Below are 17936 nucleotides of genomic sequence, written 5' to 3' on the forward strand. Positions count from 1 at the left end.
TCGGTGGGCGAAAATGAACGGCAGCCTCCGGCAAACGCTTAGAGGACGCTATTTCTTTTACGAATGTGCTGAGGCGCTGGCCAGTTCCTTCGTCAGGTCACCATAGCCGGTCGAGCGGCGCTCATAGGCGAGGCCGAGCATTTTCGCCGCCTTTTCGGCGACCTTGTCGAGTTCCGGGTCGTTGGTCTGAGCGATATAGATCAGCTTCTCGTAGTTGCCGAAATAGTCCTTGATCAGCTCCGGGTGCTTGTCGAGGCCGAGCGGCTTCATGAAGAAGGCATCGAATTGCCGGCAGAGGAAGTCGGTCATGTAGAACGACATCATGTCGTCATCGGCGACCTTCGCATAGGCATCCATGCCCTGGTAGAAAGCAAAGCAATGCGGCCCGGCCATGCGCTCGACGCCATGCTTCTCGCAGATCCGATCGAGCAGGCCACCCGTGCCGCAATCGGCATAGCCGACGAAGATGTGTCTGTAGCCGTCGGTCTTGGCCTTCTCGATAGCCTTGTCCATGGCCGGCGCGATGCGGTCCGGATAGAAATGGAACTCCGCCGGCAGGCAGGTCAGGTCGAGATGGTCGAGCCCGAGCTGCTCCTTGACCGCCAAAACTTCGCGCGCGATCATCCCGCAGGCGATGACGAGCAGCCTGTCGCCTTGATCGGATTGTTGTTTTCGCGCGGTAGTCATGGAACCAGTCTAATCGATCTTCGTTGCTGTCCAGCGAATTTATATGCTGAGGGAGACACCATTCATGAAATTGTTCCGCGTCGCGCCAATCGCTATTCTCGCCTGCGCCTTGGCTGTTTCGGCCTGCGCCAACACGGTGCGCGGCGTCGGTAAGGATATCAAATCCACTGCGAAGGCAGTTGACGATACCGTCAAGAAACCCTGATCCGCACGGCTCTCAACATTTGGGAATAAAAAAGCCGCACTGCAAGGCGCGGCTTTTCTTGTTCGTGCCGGACTTATTGGCTCAGGCCGAAGCGCGGACGTTGTGCTTGCGCTTCATGAAGTCCTTGGCGGTCTCGACTGCCACCGCGGCGTCGCGGCAATAGGCGTCGGCGCCGACGGCTTTGCCGAATTCCTCGTTGAGCGGTGCGCCGCCGACCAGTACGACATAGTCGTCGCGAATGCCTTTTTCCTTCATCGTATCGATGACGACCTTCATGTAAGGCATGGTCGTCGTCAGCAGGGCCGACATGCCGATGATGTCGGGCTGGTGCTTTTCGATGGCATCGAGATATTTTTCGACCGCATTGTTGATGCCGAGGTCGATGACATCGAAGCCGGCGCCTTCCATCATCATGCCGACCAGGTTCTTGCCGATGTCGTGGATGTCGCCCTTGACGGTGCCGATCACCATCTTGCCCTGCTTCGGCGCGCCTGTGGCGACAAGCAGCGGACGCAGGATGAACATGCCGGCCTTCATCGCGTTGGCCGACAGCAGCACTTCGGGAACGAACAGGATGCCGTCGCGGAAATCCTCGCCGACGATACGCATGCCCTCGACCAGAGCCTCGGTCAACACCTTGTAAGGCGCCCAGCCGCGCTCGAGAAGGATATTGGTGCCTTCCTCGATTTCTTCCTTCAACCCGTCATAAAGATCGTCGTGCATCTGCTGCACCAACTCGTCGTCGGAGAGTTCCGAAAGGATGATCTCGTCGTCGGCCATTTTTTCTCAGGCTCCTTGCCGGCTACAACTATCGCGGCAGCTTAAAAATATCGCGTCAATACCTAACCCGCACGGGCCGGTTGTCCATAGCTGATTTGCGACTTCCCGCAAAACGAAAGCGACCGTAAATCTCTTGGAATTCTTGTCGATTTTGCGACAGGCGTTGGCGCTGGCGGGCCGTTTCGAATAGGGTGCATGGCTACGATCCGGCCAGAGACCGCAATATGCGGCCGCAAACGGATTTCAGGCCGGTACAACAGCCCGGCCGGAGTAAATCAGGCCAGAACGAAAGCCAGGGAAGAACGATTATGAGTGAGAACGCGCCGGTCGATCAGGAAGCGTCAAACGCACGGCGCGGGCGCGCTGCCAGCGGTGGCGCCGCAGCCCGACGGGCCGCGCGTTCGGGCGGCGGCCCCGGCACACAGCTCACCTATATCAAGCGCAAGATCAACGTCTATGAAGTGCTGGACGAGGAAGGGCTGGCGCTGATCGAAAAGAACACCGATACGGTGCTGGAGGAGATCGGCATCATCTTCCGCGACGACGCCGAGGCGCTGCAGCTTTGGAAAGAGGCGGGCGCCGACGTCAAGGGCGAGCGGGTGCATTTCCCCAAGGGCCTCTGCCGCTCGCTGTTGAAGACCGCTCCGTCCGTCTATACCCAGCACGCCCGCAACGGCGAGCGCTCGGTGCAGATCGGCGGCAACGCGACAGTGTTCGCGCCGGTCTATGGACCGCCCTTCGTGCGCGATCTCGACGGCGTCAGGCGCTATGCGACGATCGAGGATTTCCGGAATTTCGTGAAACTCGCCTATATGGCGCCGTCGATCCACCATTCGGGCGGCACGGTTTGCGAGCCGGTCGACGTGCCGGTCAACAAACGGCATCTCGACATGGTCTACAGCCATATCAAATATTCGGACAAGCCGTTCATGGGCTCGGTGACCGCGCCCGAGCGCGCGGAAGATACGGTGGCGATGGCCAAGATCGTGTTCGGTGACGATTTCGTCGAGAACAACACGGTGCTGACCAGCCTGATCAACGCCAACTCGCCGATGGTCTTCGACGAGACCATGCTGGGAGCGCTGAAGGTCTATTCGCGCCACAATCAGGCCTGTATCGTCACGCCGTTCATCCTTGCCGGTGCGATGAGCCCGGTGACGGTCGCCGGCACGCTGACCCAGGTTTTAGCCGAGGTTCTGGCGGGAGCGTCGTTCACCCAGCTGATCCGGCCGGGTGCGCCGGTGCTGTTCGGCACCTTCGCCTCGTCGATCTCGATGCAGTCGGGCGCGCCGACCTTCGGCACGCCGGAGCCGTCGCTGGTCTCGTATGGCGCCGCACAGCTTGCCCGTCGGCTCGGCCTGCCGTTTCGCACCGGCGGTTCGCTCTGTGCTTCAAAAATCCCCGATGCGCAGGCCGCCTACGAGAGCGCCAACACGCTGAACTCGACGATCCTCGCCGGCACCAACTTCGTGCTGCATTCGGCCGGCTGGCTCGAGGGCGGTCTCGCCTCCTGCTACGAAAAGTTCATGATGGATATCGACCAGCTCGGCATGACGCAGAAGTTCTCTGAGGGTGTCGACCTGTCGGAAAACGGCCAGGCGATGGACGCCATCCGCCAGGTCGGCCCAGGCAGCCACTATCTCGGCTGCGATCACACCCAGGCCAATTTCCAGACCGCGTTCTACCGCTCCAACATCGCCGATAACAATTCCTACGAGCAATGGCTGGCCGAAGGCGAAAAAACCGCGCCGCAGCGCGCCAACGAGCTCGCCCGCCGCTGGCTGGAGAGCTACGAGGCGCCGTATCTCGACCCGGGCATCGACGACGGGCTGAAGGACTTCATCGCCAGGAAGAAGGCGTCGATGGCCGACGCCTTCACCTGAAAGGAGCCCGAATCAGGCGGGGCTAAAGTCGCCAACATCATCCACAAGGAAGTCTGGCGGAGCGCCTTCTCCGACCCGGACAAGAAGGGATGATCCCGAGCGCGGCATGACTCAAACAATCGCGGCGGCACTTTCCGTCCATGGCCTTATGCTTCGCGGCGGCTTCAATTTTGCAGGTGCTGAAGAAAAACCCTCCGGTCTCTCCGGCGCTGCCGCCAGATCCGTTCTGCTGGTGGGGCAGGCGGGTGCCGCACCTTGGCCGCACTTCCTGCGCTGGTTGGAGAAACAGTCACAGCCGATCGACGATCCGCTCGACAGATGGTCTCGCGAAGTGATCGGCGCGGTGGCCGGAAAATTCGGGGCGCGCGCCGTGTCACCGTCCGACAGACCGTATCTGCCGTTCCAGCAATGGGCGGTGCGGGCGGAGGGCTTGCGGCCGTCGCCGCTCGGCATCCTCATGCATCCGCAATACGGGCTCTGGCACGCCTATCGCGGCGCGCTGCTGTTCGAAAATGAGATTGCGCTCCAACAACCCCACGAGGTGGTTCACCTTTGCGATACATGTTTGGAAAAACCTTGCCTGAAATCCTGTCCGGTCGAGGCTTATTCTGCGAATGGTTTTGCACATGAAACCTGTCTGGCCCATGTGCGCGGGCAAAACGGCGCGCCCTGCCGGACCGGCGGCTGCCTTGATCGCAACGCCTGTCCTTACGGTACCGATTATCGCTATCCGGCCGAGGTTCAGGCCTTTCACATGGCAGCATTCGCGCGTCTGTAGCGTCGCCGAATGCCGCACGAAATCTTGAAGCAGATCGCCTCATTACAGCTTGCGGCGACGGTCAGCGCGGATATCTATCGCACGACATGTCAACGGAGCGGGCGATGGCCAAGCAAGCGATCCAGATCAAGACGAGTGACGGCGTGGCCAAAGCCGGGCTGTTCCGCTCGGCAGCCCCAGCCAAGGCAGCGATCATCCTCTACATGGACGCTTTTGGCCCGCGACCGGCGCTCGACCAGATGGCGGAAAGGCTTACCGACGAAGGCTATGCGGTGCTGGTGCCGGACCTTTTTTACCGCAACGCGCCCTACGGCCCTTTCGAAGCCAAGACTGCGTTCAGTGACGAGAGGAGCAAGGCCGCAATCACAGGTCTCGTCGGCGGCACGACCCAGGAGATGACGATCCGCGACAGCGGCGCGTTCCTCGATGCGCTCGCTGCCCAAGGCCTGACCGGGCCGGTCGGCATTGTCGGCTACTGCATGGGCGGAGCGCGGGCGCTGAACGCGGCGGCCACCTATTCCGACCGCATCGCCGCTGCTGCCAGTTTCCACGGTGGCAATCTGGCCGGTGACGCCGCCGACAGTCCGCACCGGAAGGCCGCCTCACTCAAGGCAAGGGTCTATATCGGCACTGCCGGTGTCGACCGCAGCTTTCCGCCGGAGCAATCGGCGCGGCTCGCCGAAACACTGCGCGCCGCCAAGGTCGATCATGTCATAGAGAACTATGCCGGCATGGCGCATGGCTGGTGCATGCCGGACCATAGTGCCTTCGATGCAGCCGGCGCCGAACGCCACTGGAAGCGGCTGACGACGCTGTTTGCGGAGACGCTCGGCCAAGTCACGCCAACCATTACGACGTGACCGCCCGCCAAAAAATTCTTTCCATCGCCCCAAGGAACCGCCATTAGCCTTCGTCCAACAGGCAAATGATGGCGATGATGCTGGACGAAAGCGAAGCCTCCGACGCCGAACTGATCGGACGGGCGAAGGGCGGAGACCGGGGTGCTTTCGGCAAGTTGCTCGAAAGGCACTATGGTTTCGTCTATCGCGCCGCCTATCGTTGGTGCGGGAAAAAGGCCGACGCCGAGGACATCGCCCAGGAAGTCTGCGTCCGGCTCGGGCGGGCGATCCGCGACTATCACGGCAGCGGTGCCTTCACGACGTGGCTCTACATCATGACGCTGAATGCGGCGCGCGACATGATGCGCAAGACCGCCCGCGAGACGGTCAAGACCGAGGCCTATGGCGCCTATGCGCTGATTTCGGGGGAAATCTCGTCTGAGCCGGAAGACCCGGCCGAGCCGCTCTGGGCAGCGGTGCGCAAGCTGCCGGACAAGCAGCGCGATGCGGTGCTGCTGGTTTATGGCGAAGGGCTGAGCCACGCCGCCGCCGCCGAGGCGATGGCGATCTCGGAGACAACGGTTTCCTGGCACATCCATGAAGCGAAGAAACGGCTGAAGACGCTGATGCGTTCAGCCGGGGAAGTGTGACCATGGTCGACGACAACGAACTGAACAGACTGCGCGACATCGCAGCACCGGCGCCGGACGCGGACGCAAAGGCGCGTGCCCTCCAGGCCGCGCTGCGCGCCTATGACATGGAAGAAAAAACTTTGCCGGGCGCCCAAGGATCGGTGAGCGGGCTTCGTCTCACAGAGCGAGCACAAAGGCTCTGGAGCGAAATCATGCAAAAGAAACTCTTCGCCACGCCGGCCATTGCCGGGCTCGTTGCCCTGCCGATCGCCGGATACGCTACCATTTATATGCTGGGGGAATCCAAATTCGACGGGCCCGAATTCGGCGGGGATAAGATCACCGAAACGCTGGCTGACAAGCCGACGACCGTCAAACCGCCGGTCGTTGCCGAAGCGGACAAGCAGAAGAAGGCGGACGCCGACAGTGAAAGCCGTAACGCCGGCGAGGCGCTTGTGGCGCCGACATCGCCGCCGAAGGCGGAATCGACCGCAGTCGGCGGGCTGACGCAGCAGGATGTGCTCAGCCGCAATGCACCCGAACCGCAGCCGAGCAGCGAGCTTGCGTTGAACGGCGACGCAAGCTCCGCGGCCCCTTCAGCCGATGGCGGCGCGCGGGTCGGCCGCATGCCTGGCACGGTTGCCGAGCCCAAGCTGATGGCACAGCAGCCCGCCGCTGCGCCGGCCGACCAGATGCTGCCGCAAGAGGAAAACCGCGACCGCGTCGAGAATTTCAAGACCAACCCGGTGCATGCCGCACTTGAAGACCCGGTCTCGACCTTCTCGATCGATGTCGACACCGCTTCCTATTCCTTCGTCCGGCGCTCGCTGAAGGAAGGCTTTATCCCGCAGGCCGACACGGTTCGCGTCGAGGAGATGGTTAACTACTTCCCCTATGACTGGAAAGGCCCGGACTCCGCCTCGACGCCGTTCAACTCGACCGTCAGCGTCATGCCGTCGCCGTGGAACGAGCACACCAGGCTGATGCATGTCGCCATCAAGGGTTTCGACGTGAAGCCGGCCGAGCAGCCCAGGGCCAATCTGGTCTTCCTGATCGATGTGTCGGGGTCGATGAACGAGCAGGACAAGCTTCCGCTCCTGCAGTCGGCCTTCCGACTGCTGGTCAACAAGCTGAGACCTGACGACACCGTCTCGATCGTCACCTATGCGGGCGATGCCGGTACCGTGCTGGAGCCCACCAAGGCTTCGGAAAAGGACAAGATCCTCGCTGCCATCGACAATCTGACATCCGGCGGCTCGACGGCAGGCGAGGCCGGCATCAAGGAAGCCTACAGGCTGGCGCAGAAATCCTTCGTCAAGGACGGCATCAATCGGGTGATGCTCGCCACCGATGGCGACTTCAATGTCGGCCAGACCGACGACGACGACCTGAAGCGGCTGATCGAAAAGGAGCGCAAGACAGGCGTATTCCTGTCGGTGTTCGGCTTCGGCCGCGACAATCTGAACGACCAGATGATGCAGACCATCGCCCAGAACGGCAATGGCACTGCTGCCTACATCGATACGTTGGCGGAGGCCGAGAAGGTGCTGGTCGAGGATGCCTCCTCGACGCTGTTCACCATCGCCAAGGACGTGAAGATCCAGGTCGAGTTCAACCCGAACAAGGTCTCGGAGTACCGGCTGATTGGCTACGAAACCCGCGCCTTGAATCGAGAGGATTTCAACAATGACCGGGTCGATGCCGGCGAGATCGGCTCAGGTCATTCAGTCACCGCAATCTACGAGATCACGCCTAAGGGCAGCGGCGGCGAACAGATCGACCAGCTGCGCTACGGCCAGGCCTCGGTGAACAATGGCGGTGTCGCCAATGCCGACGAATATGCTTTCGTCAAGATCCGCTACAAACTGCCGAACGAGGACACCTCGAAGCTGATCACCACGCCGGTAACGTCAGCCAACGAGGTGGCGTCGTTCGACCAGGCCAGCACCGACCAGCGTTTCTCCGTTGCCGTTGCTGCGTTCGGCCAGAAGCTGCGCGACGAGGATGCGACCGCGAAGTTCGGCTACGACAAGATCATGGAGATTGCCACCGCTGCCAGGGGAGCCGACCCATTTGGGTACAGGTCCGAGTTCCTCTCGCTCGTGCGCCTTGCCTCGGCGCTCGGCGGTAACCGGTAGTGGCAATGACGGCCGGTTTCTTTCAGATGGGATCGTTCTGATAGGGGGAGCCGGCCTACGGGCGGGTGAGGCAGGCCGGCGAGGGAAACCTTGCCGGCCTTTTTTCGCGGCCGCACTGCTTCGCGCGGACCATGTCGCAGACGAAAGCGTCAGGCGCGTCCGCGGCGCCGCTCGCGGCGGGCTTCGCTGGTCTCGGCGACATTGACCGTAGCCTGCTTGTTGCGCATCGGGCCGATGCGTTCGACGATCTGCTCGACGGTCGGGCGATCCGACTTGGTGTGCGCATCGAGCGCCTTGCGCATTGCGGCGAGGTGCTGGAACGAGGTGCCGCAGCAGCCGCCGACGATTTTGGCGCCGGCATCGACGGCGAGGCGCACATAGTCGGCCATCAGCTCGGGTGTGCCGGAATAGTAGATCTCGGCACCGCGAAATTCGGGAATGCCGCAATTGCCCTTGACGATCACCGTTGCTTCCGGCTTCGCCTCGGTCATGTCGAGCAGCGACGCGAGAATGTCGGAGGCGCCGACACCGCAATTGGCGCCGACACCGAGCGGTGTCTGCGACAGGCCATCGACGACGCCGTGGATGTCCTTCGGCAGCAGTCCCATCATGGTGCGGCCGGCGGTGTCGAAGGAGCCGGTATAGGTATAGGGCAGGCCGACGCGGATGGCGGCTTCGGCGGCGGCGCGGATTTCGTCAGGCGCCGACATGGTTTCGATCCAGGCGACTTCGGCGCCGCCGGCCTTCAGCCCCTCAATCTGCTCGGCAAAGGCTTCGACCGCCTCGTCATAGGTCATGGCGCCGAGCGGCACCAGCAGCTCGCCGGTCGGGCCGACGGAGCCGGCCACGATCACCTTGCGGCCGGCGTTGCCGGCGACGGCGCTTGCGATCTCGGCCGCGCGCTTGTTCAGCGCATAGACCCGGTCCTGCGCGTGGTGCAGCTTGAGCCGATGGCGGGTGCCGCCAAAAGAGTTGGTCAGGATGATGTCGGCGCCGGCATCGACAAAGTTCTGGTGCAGGCTGGTGATGGTGTCGGGCGCGGTCTCGTTCAAGAGCTCGGGAGCCTCTCCGGCCTCAAGGCCCATGGCGAACAGATTCGTGCCGGTGGCGCCATCGGCGAGCAGGACGCCCTTTTCGGCAAGCAGAGCGTCGATCGGATTGGTCATGTGAAATACGCCTTCCCGGAAGAATAACTGAGATAAGGATATAAAGAATTCTTTATGTGCCGTCAATGTCGGCACGTAGAGCAACCGGTCAAAATCGCATCTCCGCCAGCTTTCGTGTGAAGCTGGCCGCTTCATGCGCGTTGACGTCCGCGGCACGGATCAGATTGTCGAAATGGCTGGTCAGGATGCGGATCGGCTGCGTGGCGTTCAGCACCAGATACATGTCGCCGACGTAAATGGCGGCGCGATAGGGCCCGAAGATGGTGTAGGGGATCGAATAGCGCATCCGCCCGTCATAGAGAAACAGGCGGAAGGTGGGATAGAGGTCGTCGAGCAGCGTCGCCATGTGCAGGAGCTGCTGGTGGCGGTCGGCCTCCGGAAAGCGGTCCCACACGCCCAGCCCGCGCGCGAAGATCTCCAGCGTGTGGCGCGGCATACAGACTTCCATGTCGGTTTCGGGCCGTCGGTTGTAGTCGATGCGGTACTGCGTCTCGCCGGCCTGTGCCTCGCGGCTCTTGTTGGCGATGACAGCTTCGTAGTCGACAAGCGCCTCGGTGCGCAGAAGATCGGGAATGCCGGCCGGCACATAGCGGATTTTCGTTCCCGCCGCCTCGGCATGCCAGCGAGCCAGCAGCGTGCGGTCGAAGCCGTCCGGCGCCTCCTCGATCTCAAGGCTCTCGCGGATTTCACCGGTGACGCCCTCATCGTGACTGAGGCCGAGCAGCCAGTCGAGCGAGACTTTGAATTCGGCGGCGATGTTGAGCAGCGTTTCAGCACGGGGAAGGCGGGTCGAGGCGCCGGAGAGCAGCTGCGACAGTGCCGAACGGTCAATGCCAACCGCGGCGGCGAAGGCTGATTGGTTCAAATCGGACCTTGTCAAGAGCATTTTCAGGCGCTCGCGAAAGATCGTCGACAGGTCGCGCTTGTCCAAATCGCTACCCCATTCAATAGGAGGAAAAATTTGCGCTTAAAGCCGCGAACGCGGGCTTCAGGCGCAAATGAATCCTGTTGGCTGTTTACAATACATAACATATGCAGCTGAAAATGCGCAATCGCAACAGTTTGTGCGCTTTATCGCGTTGCGCCGACGCAACGCTCCTGACACAATGTTGTCAGGAATCAAACGGGTTCCGGCGACTGGAAGGCAGTGGTCGATAGCATGACGAGCATGGGCAACAGGCGACACGGCGCAATGGCCATCGAATGGCCGACAGCATTTCTCGCACTTCTCTGCTACGGCGGCTGGCTCGCTACCGGCTTCCTGCTCTGGCCCTCTTACCCGCTGCTGGCACTCGCCTTTCTGACCCTGATTGCGGCGCTGCAATCCTCGCTGATGCACGAGGTCCTGCACGGCCACCCAACCCGGAATGCGCGGCTCAACGAAGCCTTTGTGTTCCTGCCGATTGGCCTTGTCTGGCCGTTTCGCCGGTTCAAGACCATTCATCTGCGCCACCATGCAGACGAGCGCCTGACCGATCCGCTCGATGATCCCGAAAGCTATTACAAGGCTCTCTGGCAGCACGAGGAGCTGCCGTCGGCGATGAAATTCCTGCTGAAGGTCAACAACACGATGATCGGGCGTTTGGTGCTAGGCCCGTGGCTTTCCTGCATCGGCTTTTTCATCGACGACGCCAAGCAGGTTGCCGCGGGCGACAAGTCCATCCGCAAGGCATGGCTGCTGCATGCGATCGGCCTCGTCGTGGTGCTGCCTGTCGTGCAGTTCGGCTTCGGCATGCCGTTATGGCTCTACATACTGGTGCCGGTGTGGCTTGGGCAGTCGCTGATTTCGATCCGCACCTACGCCGAGCACCAATGGTCTGAACATCCGGAAGGCCGCACGATCATCGTCGAGCGCTCGCCGCTGTCCTTCCTGTTCCTCAACAACAATCTGCATTTCGTCCATCACAAGAGCCCGACGGTGGCCTGGTACAGGCTGCCGAAGCTGTTCGCCGACCGCCGCGACGAATGGCTGCGGATGAACAATGGCTACGCCTATCCGAACTATTTCGCGCTGCTCAAGGCCTATGCCTTCAAGGCGAAGGAGCCGGTCGTCCATCCCGTGCTGCGGCGCATGCCGGAACCAGGACGCGCATTCAAGCCGCGCGTCAGGGCACGCAGCCTCAATGGGCTTGGCAGCGCACCGGTACCCGCCGAGCCGCCGAAAGAATGATTCTTGCGTTGTTGCAGGCGGTGCCGCGCGGACGACGCTTTCCTGACCTTGTCAATTTCCCCGCATAACGGTCAAATCCCGGCATGAGCGAATTCATTGCGGCTTTGCCGATGTACGACTGGCCGGAAGCGCGGGACGATGTCGACGCGCAATGGGCGCGGCTGCGCGATGCTTTCAGGCAAAAAGGCATCGATGCGCCGGAGACGATCATCCGCCGCACCGGCGATTTGCCCCCCGTACCTGGCGGTATTCGCGATGATCAGGGAAAACCCATCGCGCCCGATCCGGCGACATTGCCGCCGGACGAACTGGATTTTCACCAGCTCTGGCTGCATCCGGCGCTGCTCTTTGCACAAACCTGCTGGGGACCGATGGAACTCGGCCTGTCGCAGCGTGTCCAGCTCATCGGCCAGCCGCGTTACGACGCCTTCAAGGGTGGACAGGGCGAACTCTATTCGAGCGCCATCGTCATGAGGGCGGGCGAGGCACCGCCGGCAAGGGCGCCGGCCGACGGCGGTGCCGTCATTCCGCTCGATCAGCTTCGCAGCAAGCGCTTCACCTTCAACAGCCTCGATTCCATGTCGGGCATCATCGCGCCAGCCCGCGACCTGCAAGCATTGGGCGAGAGTTTGGATATCTTTTCCGGGCTGAGCGAAAGCTGTGGGCACCGTGCTTCGATCGTTGCCGTTGCCGAGGGCAGGGCGGACGTCGCGGCGATCGATTGCGAGAGCTGGGCGCTGGCGCAGCGTTTCGAGCCGGCGGCGCAGAAGGTGACGGTCGTCGGCTGGACAAGGCGGCGCAAAGGCTTGCCGTTCATCACCGCCAGGACGACGCCGGAAACGATCGTCGCCGCGATGCGCGAGGCGATCGCGGCGCTCACGTAAAGCGCGTCGCGTTCGGTCGGCCTCATGCGACGCGCTTTAGATTTTTGTTTTATGCATGTCGTTATCGCAAAGCCGCTGCACAGTTTTGCGCGACATGCATTAGCATCGCTCAGCCGCCAAGCAGCCGATTGTCGAGCGGGTAGGTCGAAAGCTTCTCGTAGCCGGTTTCAGTGATCAGGATCTGTTCTTCGATCTTGACGCCTTCGTAGCCGCCAAGCCGACCGATATAGCTCTCGACGCACAGCACCATGCCAGGTTCGAGCACTCCGTCCGGTGTGTCGTCGGTCCAGTCGCCAGCATGCGGCAAAGTCGGGTATTCGTCGGCAAGGCCGACGCCGTGATAGAGCACCCCGTAACGGGCCGGGAAGCAGTCTCCCGGTGGCACTGACGAGCCCTCGACGAGGTCGCGGAACGATATGCCCGGCCGCATCAGCTCCGTGTTGTGGGCGATCTGGTCGGCGGCGATGCGGAACAGGTCGCGCTGCTCCTGCGACGGCGGCGCGTCACCGCAAAGCCAGGTGCGCGAAAGGTCGGCGCAGAAGCCGTAAGGACCGATCAGGTCGGTGTCGAAAGCGACGAGCTCGCCGGCCTTGATCGTCCGCGACGAACACTCCTGGAACCATGGATTGGTGCGCGGACCCGACGACAGGAGCCGGGTTTCGATCCATTCGCCGCCGCGCGCGATGTTGCCGCGATGGAGTTCGGCCCACAATTCGTTCTCGGAGATGCCAGGCCTCAACGCCTTCTCCATCTCGCCCATTGCCGCCTCGCAAGCGGCGATCGCCCGGCGCATGGCAAGGATTTCGTCGGGCGATTTGATCAGCCGCGCATTTTCCATCACCGCCTCGCCATTGCCGGTCGAGATGCCGAGGCGGGCGAGCTCTTCGATGCCCTCGGGATTGATGTGGTCGACTGCGATGCGGCGATTGCCGCCGCCATGTTCCAATACCAGGTCGGCGATGCCGGCTGCCCAGCGGCGGGCTTTTTGGCCGGTCAGCTCGCCGCTGTACAGATAAGCCCACGACACCGCCGGCCGCACCTCGTCGACGACGCCGGAATGATCGGAAAGGTGCTCGCAGGAGAAATAGTCGAACAGCACCACCGGGCCATCGGTGGCAACGAAACAATGCCTGGTCCGATTGTGTGCGACCCAGAGCTGCATGTTGGTTGCGTCGGTGGCATAGCGGATATTGACCGGATCGTAGAGCAGGGCTCCCGCATAGTCGCGGCGCTTCAGCTCGGCGCGGATGCGCTCGAGCCGATATCGGCGCATGGCGGGCAGGTCAGGAGCAGCAATGCCCGCCGCCTGCCATTCGACTTCCGCCAGCGCTCCATAGCCCAGCGCATGCTGGTTGAGTTCAGCGGCCTTCAGCCGCGATTTTTTGTGCAGCACATCGTTCGAGCCGTCCGGCTCGAACGGCATGATCTTGCGGTGATGACGGGGCCGGTCAGTCGGGTTCCTGTCCACCCTCGGCTCCTCCGCTAACGCCTTCCTTGGGCGCCGTGGTTTCTCCCACCGCCATTCTCTTCAATCTTACATAGGCGCCGGCCCGGGCGGACTTGCCGGTGCCGCGCAACAGCGGAACCATCATTTGCCGTGGTTGGCCGTCCGGCTCATAGCCGGCCGCGTTGAGCTGCTCCAAAATGACCGGACGCGGATCGTCTCGGTCAAGCCAGACGAGTACGGCCGGCTCCTGCATCAGCGTTTCGAAATTAGGCACTTCCTGGTCAAGTGCGACCAGGTTTTCATCGACCAACCGCAGGTTTCCGACCCATGCACCATCAGATATTGCGGTTTTGACCGGTCCGTCCGCAGTCAGTTGGCGATAGAGGGCGGGGTAATCCACGCGGATCATCCGCGAGAGGCCACTGGTCCCGTTTATCTGGACGTACCAGGTGGCGGGCGCGAGCAGCACGGCGATGATCGCTCCAGCCGCGATCACCAGGAGCTGCGCATTCCTGCCGCGCGGCGCCAGCCGTTCCATAGTGGCGACGATGGCCAGCGGCAACATGAACAGGACCGGTAGCAGCCAGCGGTCCTTGACCACCGTCACGCCGGTGGCAAGTACAAGTACTGCAAGCATGGCCAAGCCGAGCGCCAAGGTACGCCACAACAGAATTTCCCTTGCCGGACCTTTCGGGTGCCGCTCGGAGAAACGGAACTTCGCCAGCCAGAACGTGAGGGCGGAAACGAGCACCGGCAAGACCGCGAAATTGAAGGTGCCCATGATAAACTTGCCGGCGCCGACAAAGGCCGCCGCCACGCGCCCTTGTTGCGCGTCTATTCCGAACTTCTCGCCTCTCGACAATAAATCGGCGGGATGCATGAGGCTCCAATAGGTGGTTGGCGCCAGCACCAATATCGCGACCGCTATGCTGATGGCGAACTTCGGATCGAGAATCGCGCTGCGCCATTCGCGCAGCGACAGCACGGCCGCAACAAGGGCCACCACGAGGAAGACATCATTATATTTGGCAAGAATTGCCGCCGCCGTGGCCAGGCCAAACGCCGCATAGGCGATCATGCTTCGCCGCTCGAGAAGATAGGCCATGGCCAGCAGGAGCAGCGAGCAGAAGCCGACGACGGCGACGGAATGCGACAAGGCGCGCTGCGATTCCCAGACGATCTGCGGGATCGTAAACAGGCCGAACATGGCCGCCGCCGCTGTCGCTTTGGTGTAGCTGAACCGCCGCATGGCGGCGAACACGCTGCAGGCGGCAAGGAACAGCACGGAGTATTTGACGAGCTTCAGCGTGAAGATACTGGTGCCGAAAACATGCGCGGCCAGCCAGTTGATCCAGGTGTACAGGGGTGGTTGCGAGCCGCCATATCCAGCCCAGAGATACGGAACATAGATCAGCTGCTCCGCATCATCGATGCCGACGCCGGTTCCCGCCCAAGAGCTCAACAGGGACAGTATGATGGTCTGCAAGGCAAAGTAAGCCGCGACCATGACGATCGCCGCCGGGAAGGGGCCGATCCGTCCCTCGGCCAGCCACTCGGCCCATCTCAGATTGTACTTCAATGAAATCTCATCGCCCTTGCCAGCAGAGTGTTGCCGGCTGCGCTAGCATGAAGAGTATGCTCCGCACAATGCGACCGGCTGGCTGCGCCTACGTCCTCATCTTTTCGCCGCTCGGGTCGAAAGGCGGTTCGACATTGACGCGTGCGGGACGCCGGTGCCCGAGGATTTCGATCTCGAACAGGCCGGCGCTCTCGTTCTCGGCAAGCGCCGCCGGTACATATCCCTGCGCCATCGACTTCTCGACATAATGCGCATAGCCGCCGGAGGTGACCCAGCCGACCACGCGCCAGTCGCCGTCGACAATGCCGCGCACGGCAGACGCGCCTTCGGCGGCGTTCGAGCCGCGCACTTCCTTGCCGCCCGCGTCGAAGCGCGGCGCGCCATAGCCATGCGGCTTTTCCACGGTGCCGTAATCCTTGCCGCCGACCTTGGCCCAGATCGGCTCGTCGCCCATGACGTCTGCATCCGCGGCATCGACGATGAAGGAGACACGGCGCAGTTTCGGCCCTTCTGCCTGTTCCTTGGCCGCTGCTTCCCGGCCGATGAAGTCGTTCTTCTCCAGCTTGATGAAGCGGTCCATCGAGCCTTCGAACGGTCCGTAGATCGGACGTAGCTCGCGGAACCAGGTCGGGAAGTTCTTTTCAAGGCGCATAGAGAGCAAAGCCCGCATGCCGAAATCGACAAGCCCAAACTCTTCGCCAGCCTCCTTGATCGCCTTGTAGACCAAGCGCTGGTAGGCAGGCGCCATCCATATCTCGTAGCCGAGGTCGCCGGTGTAGGTGATGCGATTGACCATGCAGGGCGCGCCGCCGACCGCCATTTCGCGGAAATCCATAAAGCGGAAGGCCGTGGTCGAGATGTCGACATCGACCAGTTTCTGCAGCAGGTCGCGGGATTTCGGCCCGGCGATGGAGAGACCGACCAGCGTCTGGTCGAAGCGGTGGATGCGGATGCTTCCGTCCTTCGGCAGATGCTTCTCGAACCAGCGCATGTGGTATTTTTGCGCTGCCGAAGAACCCCATATCATGAAGCGTTCTTCCCCACCCCTTGGGCTCGCCTTGGCGATGGTGAAGTCCCCGATCAGCCGGCCGAACTCGTTCAGCATGGGCGTCAGCACGATGCGGCCGGTCTTCGGCATGCGATTGGTCATCAGACGGTTGAGGAAGTCCTCGGCCCCTGGTCCGGAGACTTCGTATTTGGCGAAGTTGGCGATCTCGGTGACGCCGACCTTCTCGCGGGTGGCGCGCACTTCCTCGCCGATCGGGCCGAAATCATTGGAGCGGTGGAAGGACACAACGTCCTTCGGCTCCGAGCCTCTCGGCGCGAACCAGAGCGGGGTTTCGAGACCCCAGCTGTCGCCCATGACGGCGTTGTTGGCGATCATGGTGTCGTAAAGCGGGGTCGTCTGCGCTGGTCTTGCCGCCGGTAATTCCTCGTTGGGAAAGCGGATGGAGAAACGGCGCGAATAATTTTCGCGGACCTTTGCGTTGGTATAGCGCAGCGTTGCCCATTCGCCGAAGCGCGCAACGTCCATGCCCCAGACGTCGAAGCCGGGGTCGCCATGGACCATCCAGTTCGACAGCGCCAGGCCGACGCCGCCGCCCTGGCTGAAGCCGGCCATGACGGCGCAGGCGCACCAGAAATTGGTCAGGCCCTGCACCGGGCCGACCAGCGGGTTGCCGTCCAGCGCGAAGGTGAAGGGGCCGTTGATGATCTGCTTGATGCCGGCCTTTTCGATGCCGGGGAAATGCTTGAAGCCGATCTCGAGCGACGGCGCGATGCGGTCGATGTCTGGCTGCAGCAGCTCGTGGCCGAAATCCCAGGGCGTGCTGACCGGCGACCACGGCTTGCAGGCCTTTTCATAGGTGCCGAGCAGGATGCCGTTGCGCTCCTGGCGGGTATAGATCTCGCCCTTGAAATCGAGCACGCCAATCATCTCGCGGCCGGTCGACTTGTTGAATTCCTCGACCTCCGGCATCGGCTCGGTCAGGAGATACATATGCTCCATGGCCAGCACCGGCAGTTCGATGCCGACCATGCGACCGATCTCGCGCGCCCACAGGCCGCCGCAGTTGACCACATGCTCGGCTTTGACTGTGCCTTGCTCAGTGACGACGTTCCAGGTGCCGTCGACCTCCTGCGTCAGTTCCACGACGCGGTTGCGCAGTACGATCTCGGCGCCTAGCTTCCTGGCGGCCTTGGCATACGCATGGGTGGTGCCGGAAGGGTCGAGATGGCCCTCGACTGGATCCCACATGGCGCCGACGAAATTCGTCTCGTCCATCAGCGGGAACATTGCCTTGGCTTCGGACGGCGTGATCAGTTCGGTGTCCATGCCGAGATAGCGGCCCTTGGCGTGGGCGAGCCGCAAGAAGTCCATGCGCTCGGGCGTGTCGGCCATCATCACGCCGCCGGTCAGGTGCAGCGAGCAGGATTGACCGGAAATCTCCTCGATCTCCTTGTAAAGCTGCACCGTATAGGCCTGCAGCTTGGCGACGTTGGGGTCGCCGTTCAGCGTATGGAAGCCGCCCGCCGCATGCCAGGACGAGCCGGAAGTGAGCTCCGAACGCTCGATCAGCATGATGTCGGTCCAGCCAGATTTGGCCAGATGATAGAGCACCGAGCAGCCAACGACGCCGCCGCCGATGACAACCGCTTTTGCATGAGATTTCATGAAGATAGATCCGTTTTTGAAGAGATTGAATCGAGTGAGCGGGGCGCGAAAACAAAGCGGAGATGGGATACAGC

At 62.1% G+C, this 17936-nt stretch carries 15 protein-coding genes; 8 read left to right on the forward strand and 7 right to left on the reverse strand.

The genetic code is table 11. The features are described 5' to 3' along the window. Window positions 1–57: 57 nt before the first annotated feature. On the reverse strand, window positions 58–687 hold the full coding sequence (locus NKH59_RS08910; protein WP_352539660.1) for a DUF1638 domain-containing protein: 630 nt from the start codon (window positions 685–687) through the stop codon (window positions 58–60). A gap of 64 nt (window positions 688–751) precedes the next feature. On the opposite strand from NKH59_RS08910, the gene NKH59_RS08915 reads away from it, so the two are divergent. Next, window positions 752–892, forward strand: a complete 141-nt coding sequence (locus tag NKH59_RS08915) for an entericidin A/B family lipoprotein (protein WP_023676507.1) — start codon at window positions 752–754, stop codon at window positions 890–892. A gap of 81 nt (window positions 893–973) precedes the next feature. On the opposite strand, the gene NKH59_RS08920 is transcribed toward NKH59_RS08915, so the two are convergent. Continuing rightward, a complete protein-coding gene (locus NKH59_RS08920) occupies window positions 974–1672 on the reverse strand; it encodes a cobalamin B12-binding domain-containing protein (protein ID WP_023676506.1) in 699 nt (232 codons plus the stop codon). 308 nt (window positions 1673–1980) lie between these two features. Between NKH59_RS08920 and NKH59_RS08925 the strand changes: the two genes are divergently transcribed. From NKH59_RS08925 to NKH59_RS08945, 5 genes are all read left to right on the forward strand, one after another. Then, window positions 1981–3555 carry a trimethylamine methyltransferase family protein gene (locus NKH59_RS08925; protein WP_292654762.1) on the forward strand — a complete coding sequence of 525 codons (1575 nt, stop codon included), beginning with the start codon at window positions 1981–1983 and terminating at the stop codon, window positions 3553–3555. A 148-nt stretch (window positions 3556–3703) separates the two neighbouring features. Further along, window positions 3704–4333: a hypothetical protein gene (locus NKH59_RS08930; RefSeq protein ID WP_352539661.1), complete on the forward strand. Its 630-nt coding sequence runs from the start codon at window positions 3704–3706 to the stop codon at window positions 4331–4333. Window positions 4334–4437: 104 nt separating this feature from the next. Beyond that, window positions 4438–5193, forward strand: a complete 756-nt coding sequence (locus NKH59_RS08935) for a dienelactone hydrolase family protein (RefSeq protein ID WP_352539662.1) — start codon at window positions 4438–4440, stop codon at window positions 5191–5193. Window positions 5194–5261: 68 nt separating this feature from the next. Beyond that, entirely contained in the window at window positions 5262–5822 is a 561-nt protein-coding gene (locus tag NKH59_RS08940) for an RNA polymerase sigma factor (protein WP_352539663.1), read from the forward strand. 2 nt (window positions 5823–5824) lie between these two features. Further along, window positions 5825–7942, forward strand: a complete 2118-nt coding sequence (locus tag NKH59_RS08945; protein ID WP_353021565.1) for a vWA domain-containing protein — start codon at window positions 5825–5827, stop codon at window positions 7940–7942. Window positions 7943–8091: 149 nt separating this feature from the next. Here the strand turns inward: NKH59_RS08945 and bmt are convergent, their stop codons facing one another. Then, window positions 8092–9108, reverse strand: a complete 1017-nt coding sequence (gene bmt / locus NKH59_RS08950; RefSeq protein ID WP_352454606.1) for a betaine--homocysteine S-methyltransferase — start codon at window positions 9106–9108, stop codon at window positions 8092–8094. Window positions 9109–9196: 88 nt separating this feature from the next. After that, window positions 9197–10039 (reverse strand): helix-turn-helix domain-containing protein, encoded by an 843-nt coding sequence (locus NKH59_RS08955; protein WP_352539665.1) that lies wholly within the window; start codon window positions 10037–10039, stop codon window positions 9197–9199. A 228-nt stretch (window positions 10040–10267) separates the two neighbouring features. Here NKH59_RS08955 and NKH59_RS08960 point away from each other — a divergent pair, with 228 nt between their 5' ends. Both NKH59_RS08960 and NKH59_RS08965 read left to right on the forward strand, forming a co-directional pair. Further along, complete coding sequence (locus NKH59_RS08960; RefSeq protein WP_352539666.1) at window positions 10268–11278, forward strand: fatty acid desaturase; 1011 nt, start codon at window positions 10268–10270, stop codon at window positions 11276–11278. An 83-nt stretch (window positions 11279–11361) separates the two neighbouring features. Then, entirely contained in the window at window positions 11362–12162 is an 801-nt protein-coding gene (locus NKH59_RS08965) for a phosphate/phosphite/phosphonate ABC transporter substrate-binding protein (RefSeq protein WP_352539667.1), read from the forward strand. A 109-nt stretch (window positions 12163–12271) separates the two neighbouring features. Here the strand turns inward: NKH59_RS08965 and NKH59_RS08970 are convergent, their stop codons facing one another. From NKH59_RS08970 to NKH59_RS08980, 3 genes are all read right to left on the reverse strand, one after another. Then, window positions 12272–13585, reverse strand: coding sequence for a M24 family metallopeptidase (locus NKH59_RS08970; RefSeq protein WP_352614063.1), 1314 nt, complete (start codon window positions 13583–13585; stop codon window positions 12272–12274). 25 nt (window positions 13586–13610) lie between these two features. After that, window positions 13611–15188, reverse strand: coding sequence for an ArnT family glycosyltransferase (locus NKH59_RS08975; RefSeq protein WP_353021567.1), 1578 nt, complete (start codon window positions 15186–15188; stop codon window positions 13611–13613). Between the two features lie 88 nt (window positions 15189–15276). Then, the gene (locus NKH59_RS08980; protein WP_352539668.1) at window positions 15277–17862 is read right to left on the reverse strand and encodes a GcvT family protein; all 2586 of its coding nucleotides are present in this window, start codon (window positions 17860–17862) and stop codon (window positions 15277–15279) included. Window positions 17863–17936: the final 74 nt, after the last annotated feature.

It is taken from the genome of Mesorhizobium sp. M0998 (assembly GCF_040318885.1).
GTDB lineage: Bacteria > Pseudomonadota > Alphaproteobacteria > Rhizobiales > Rhizobiaceae > Mesorhizobium.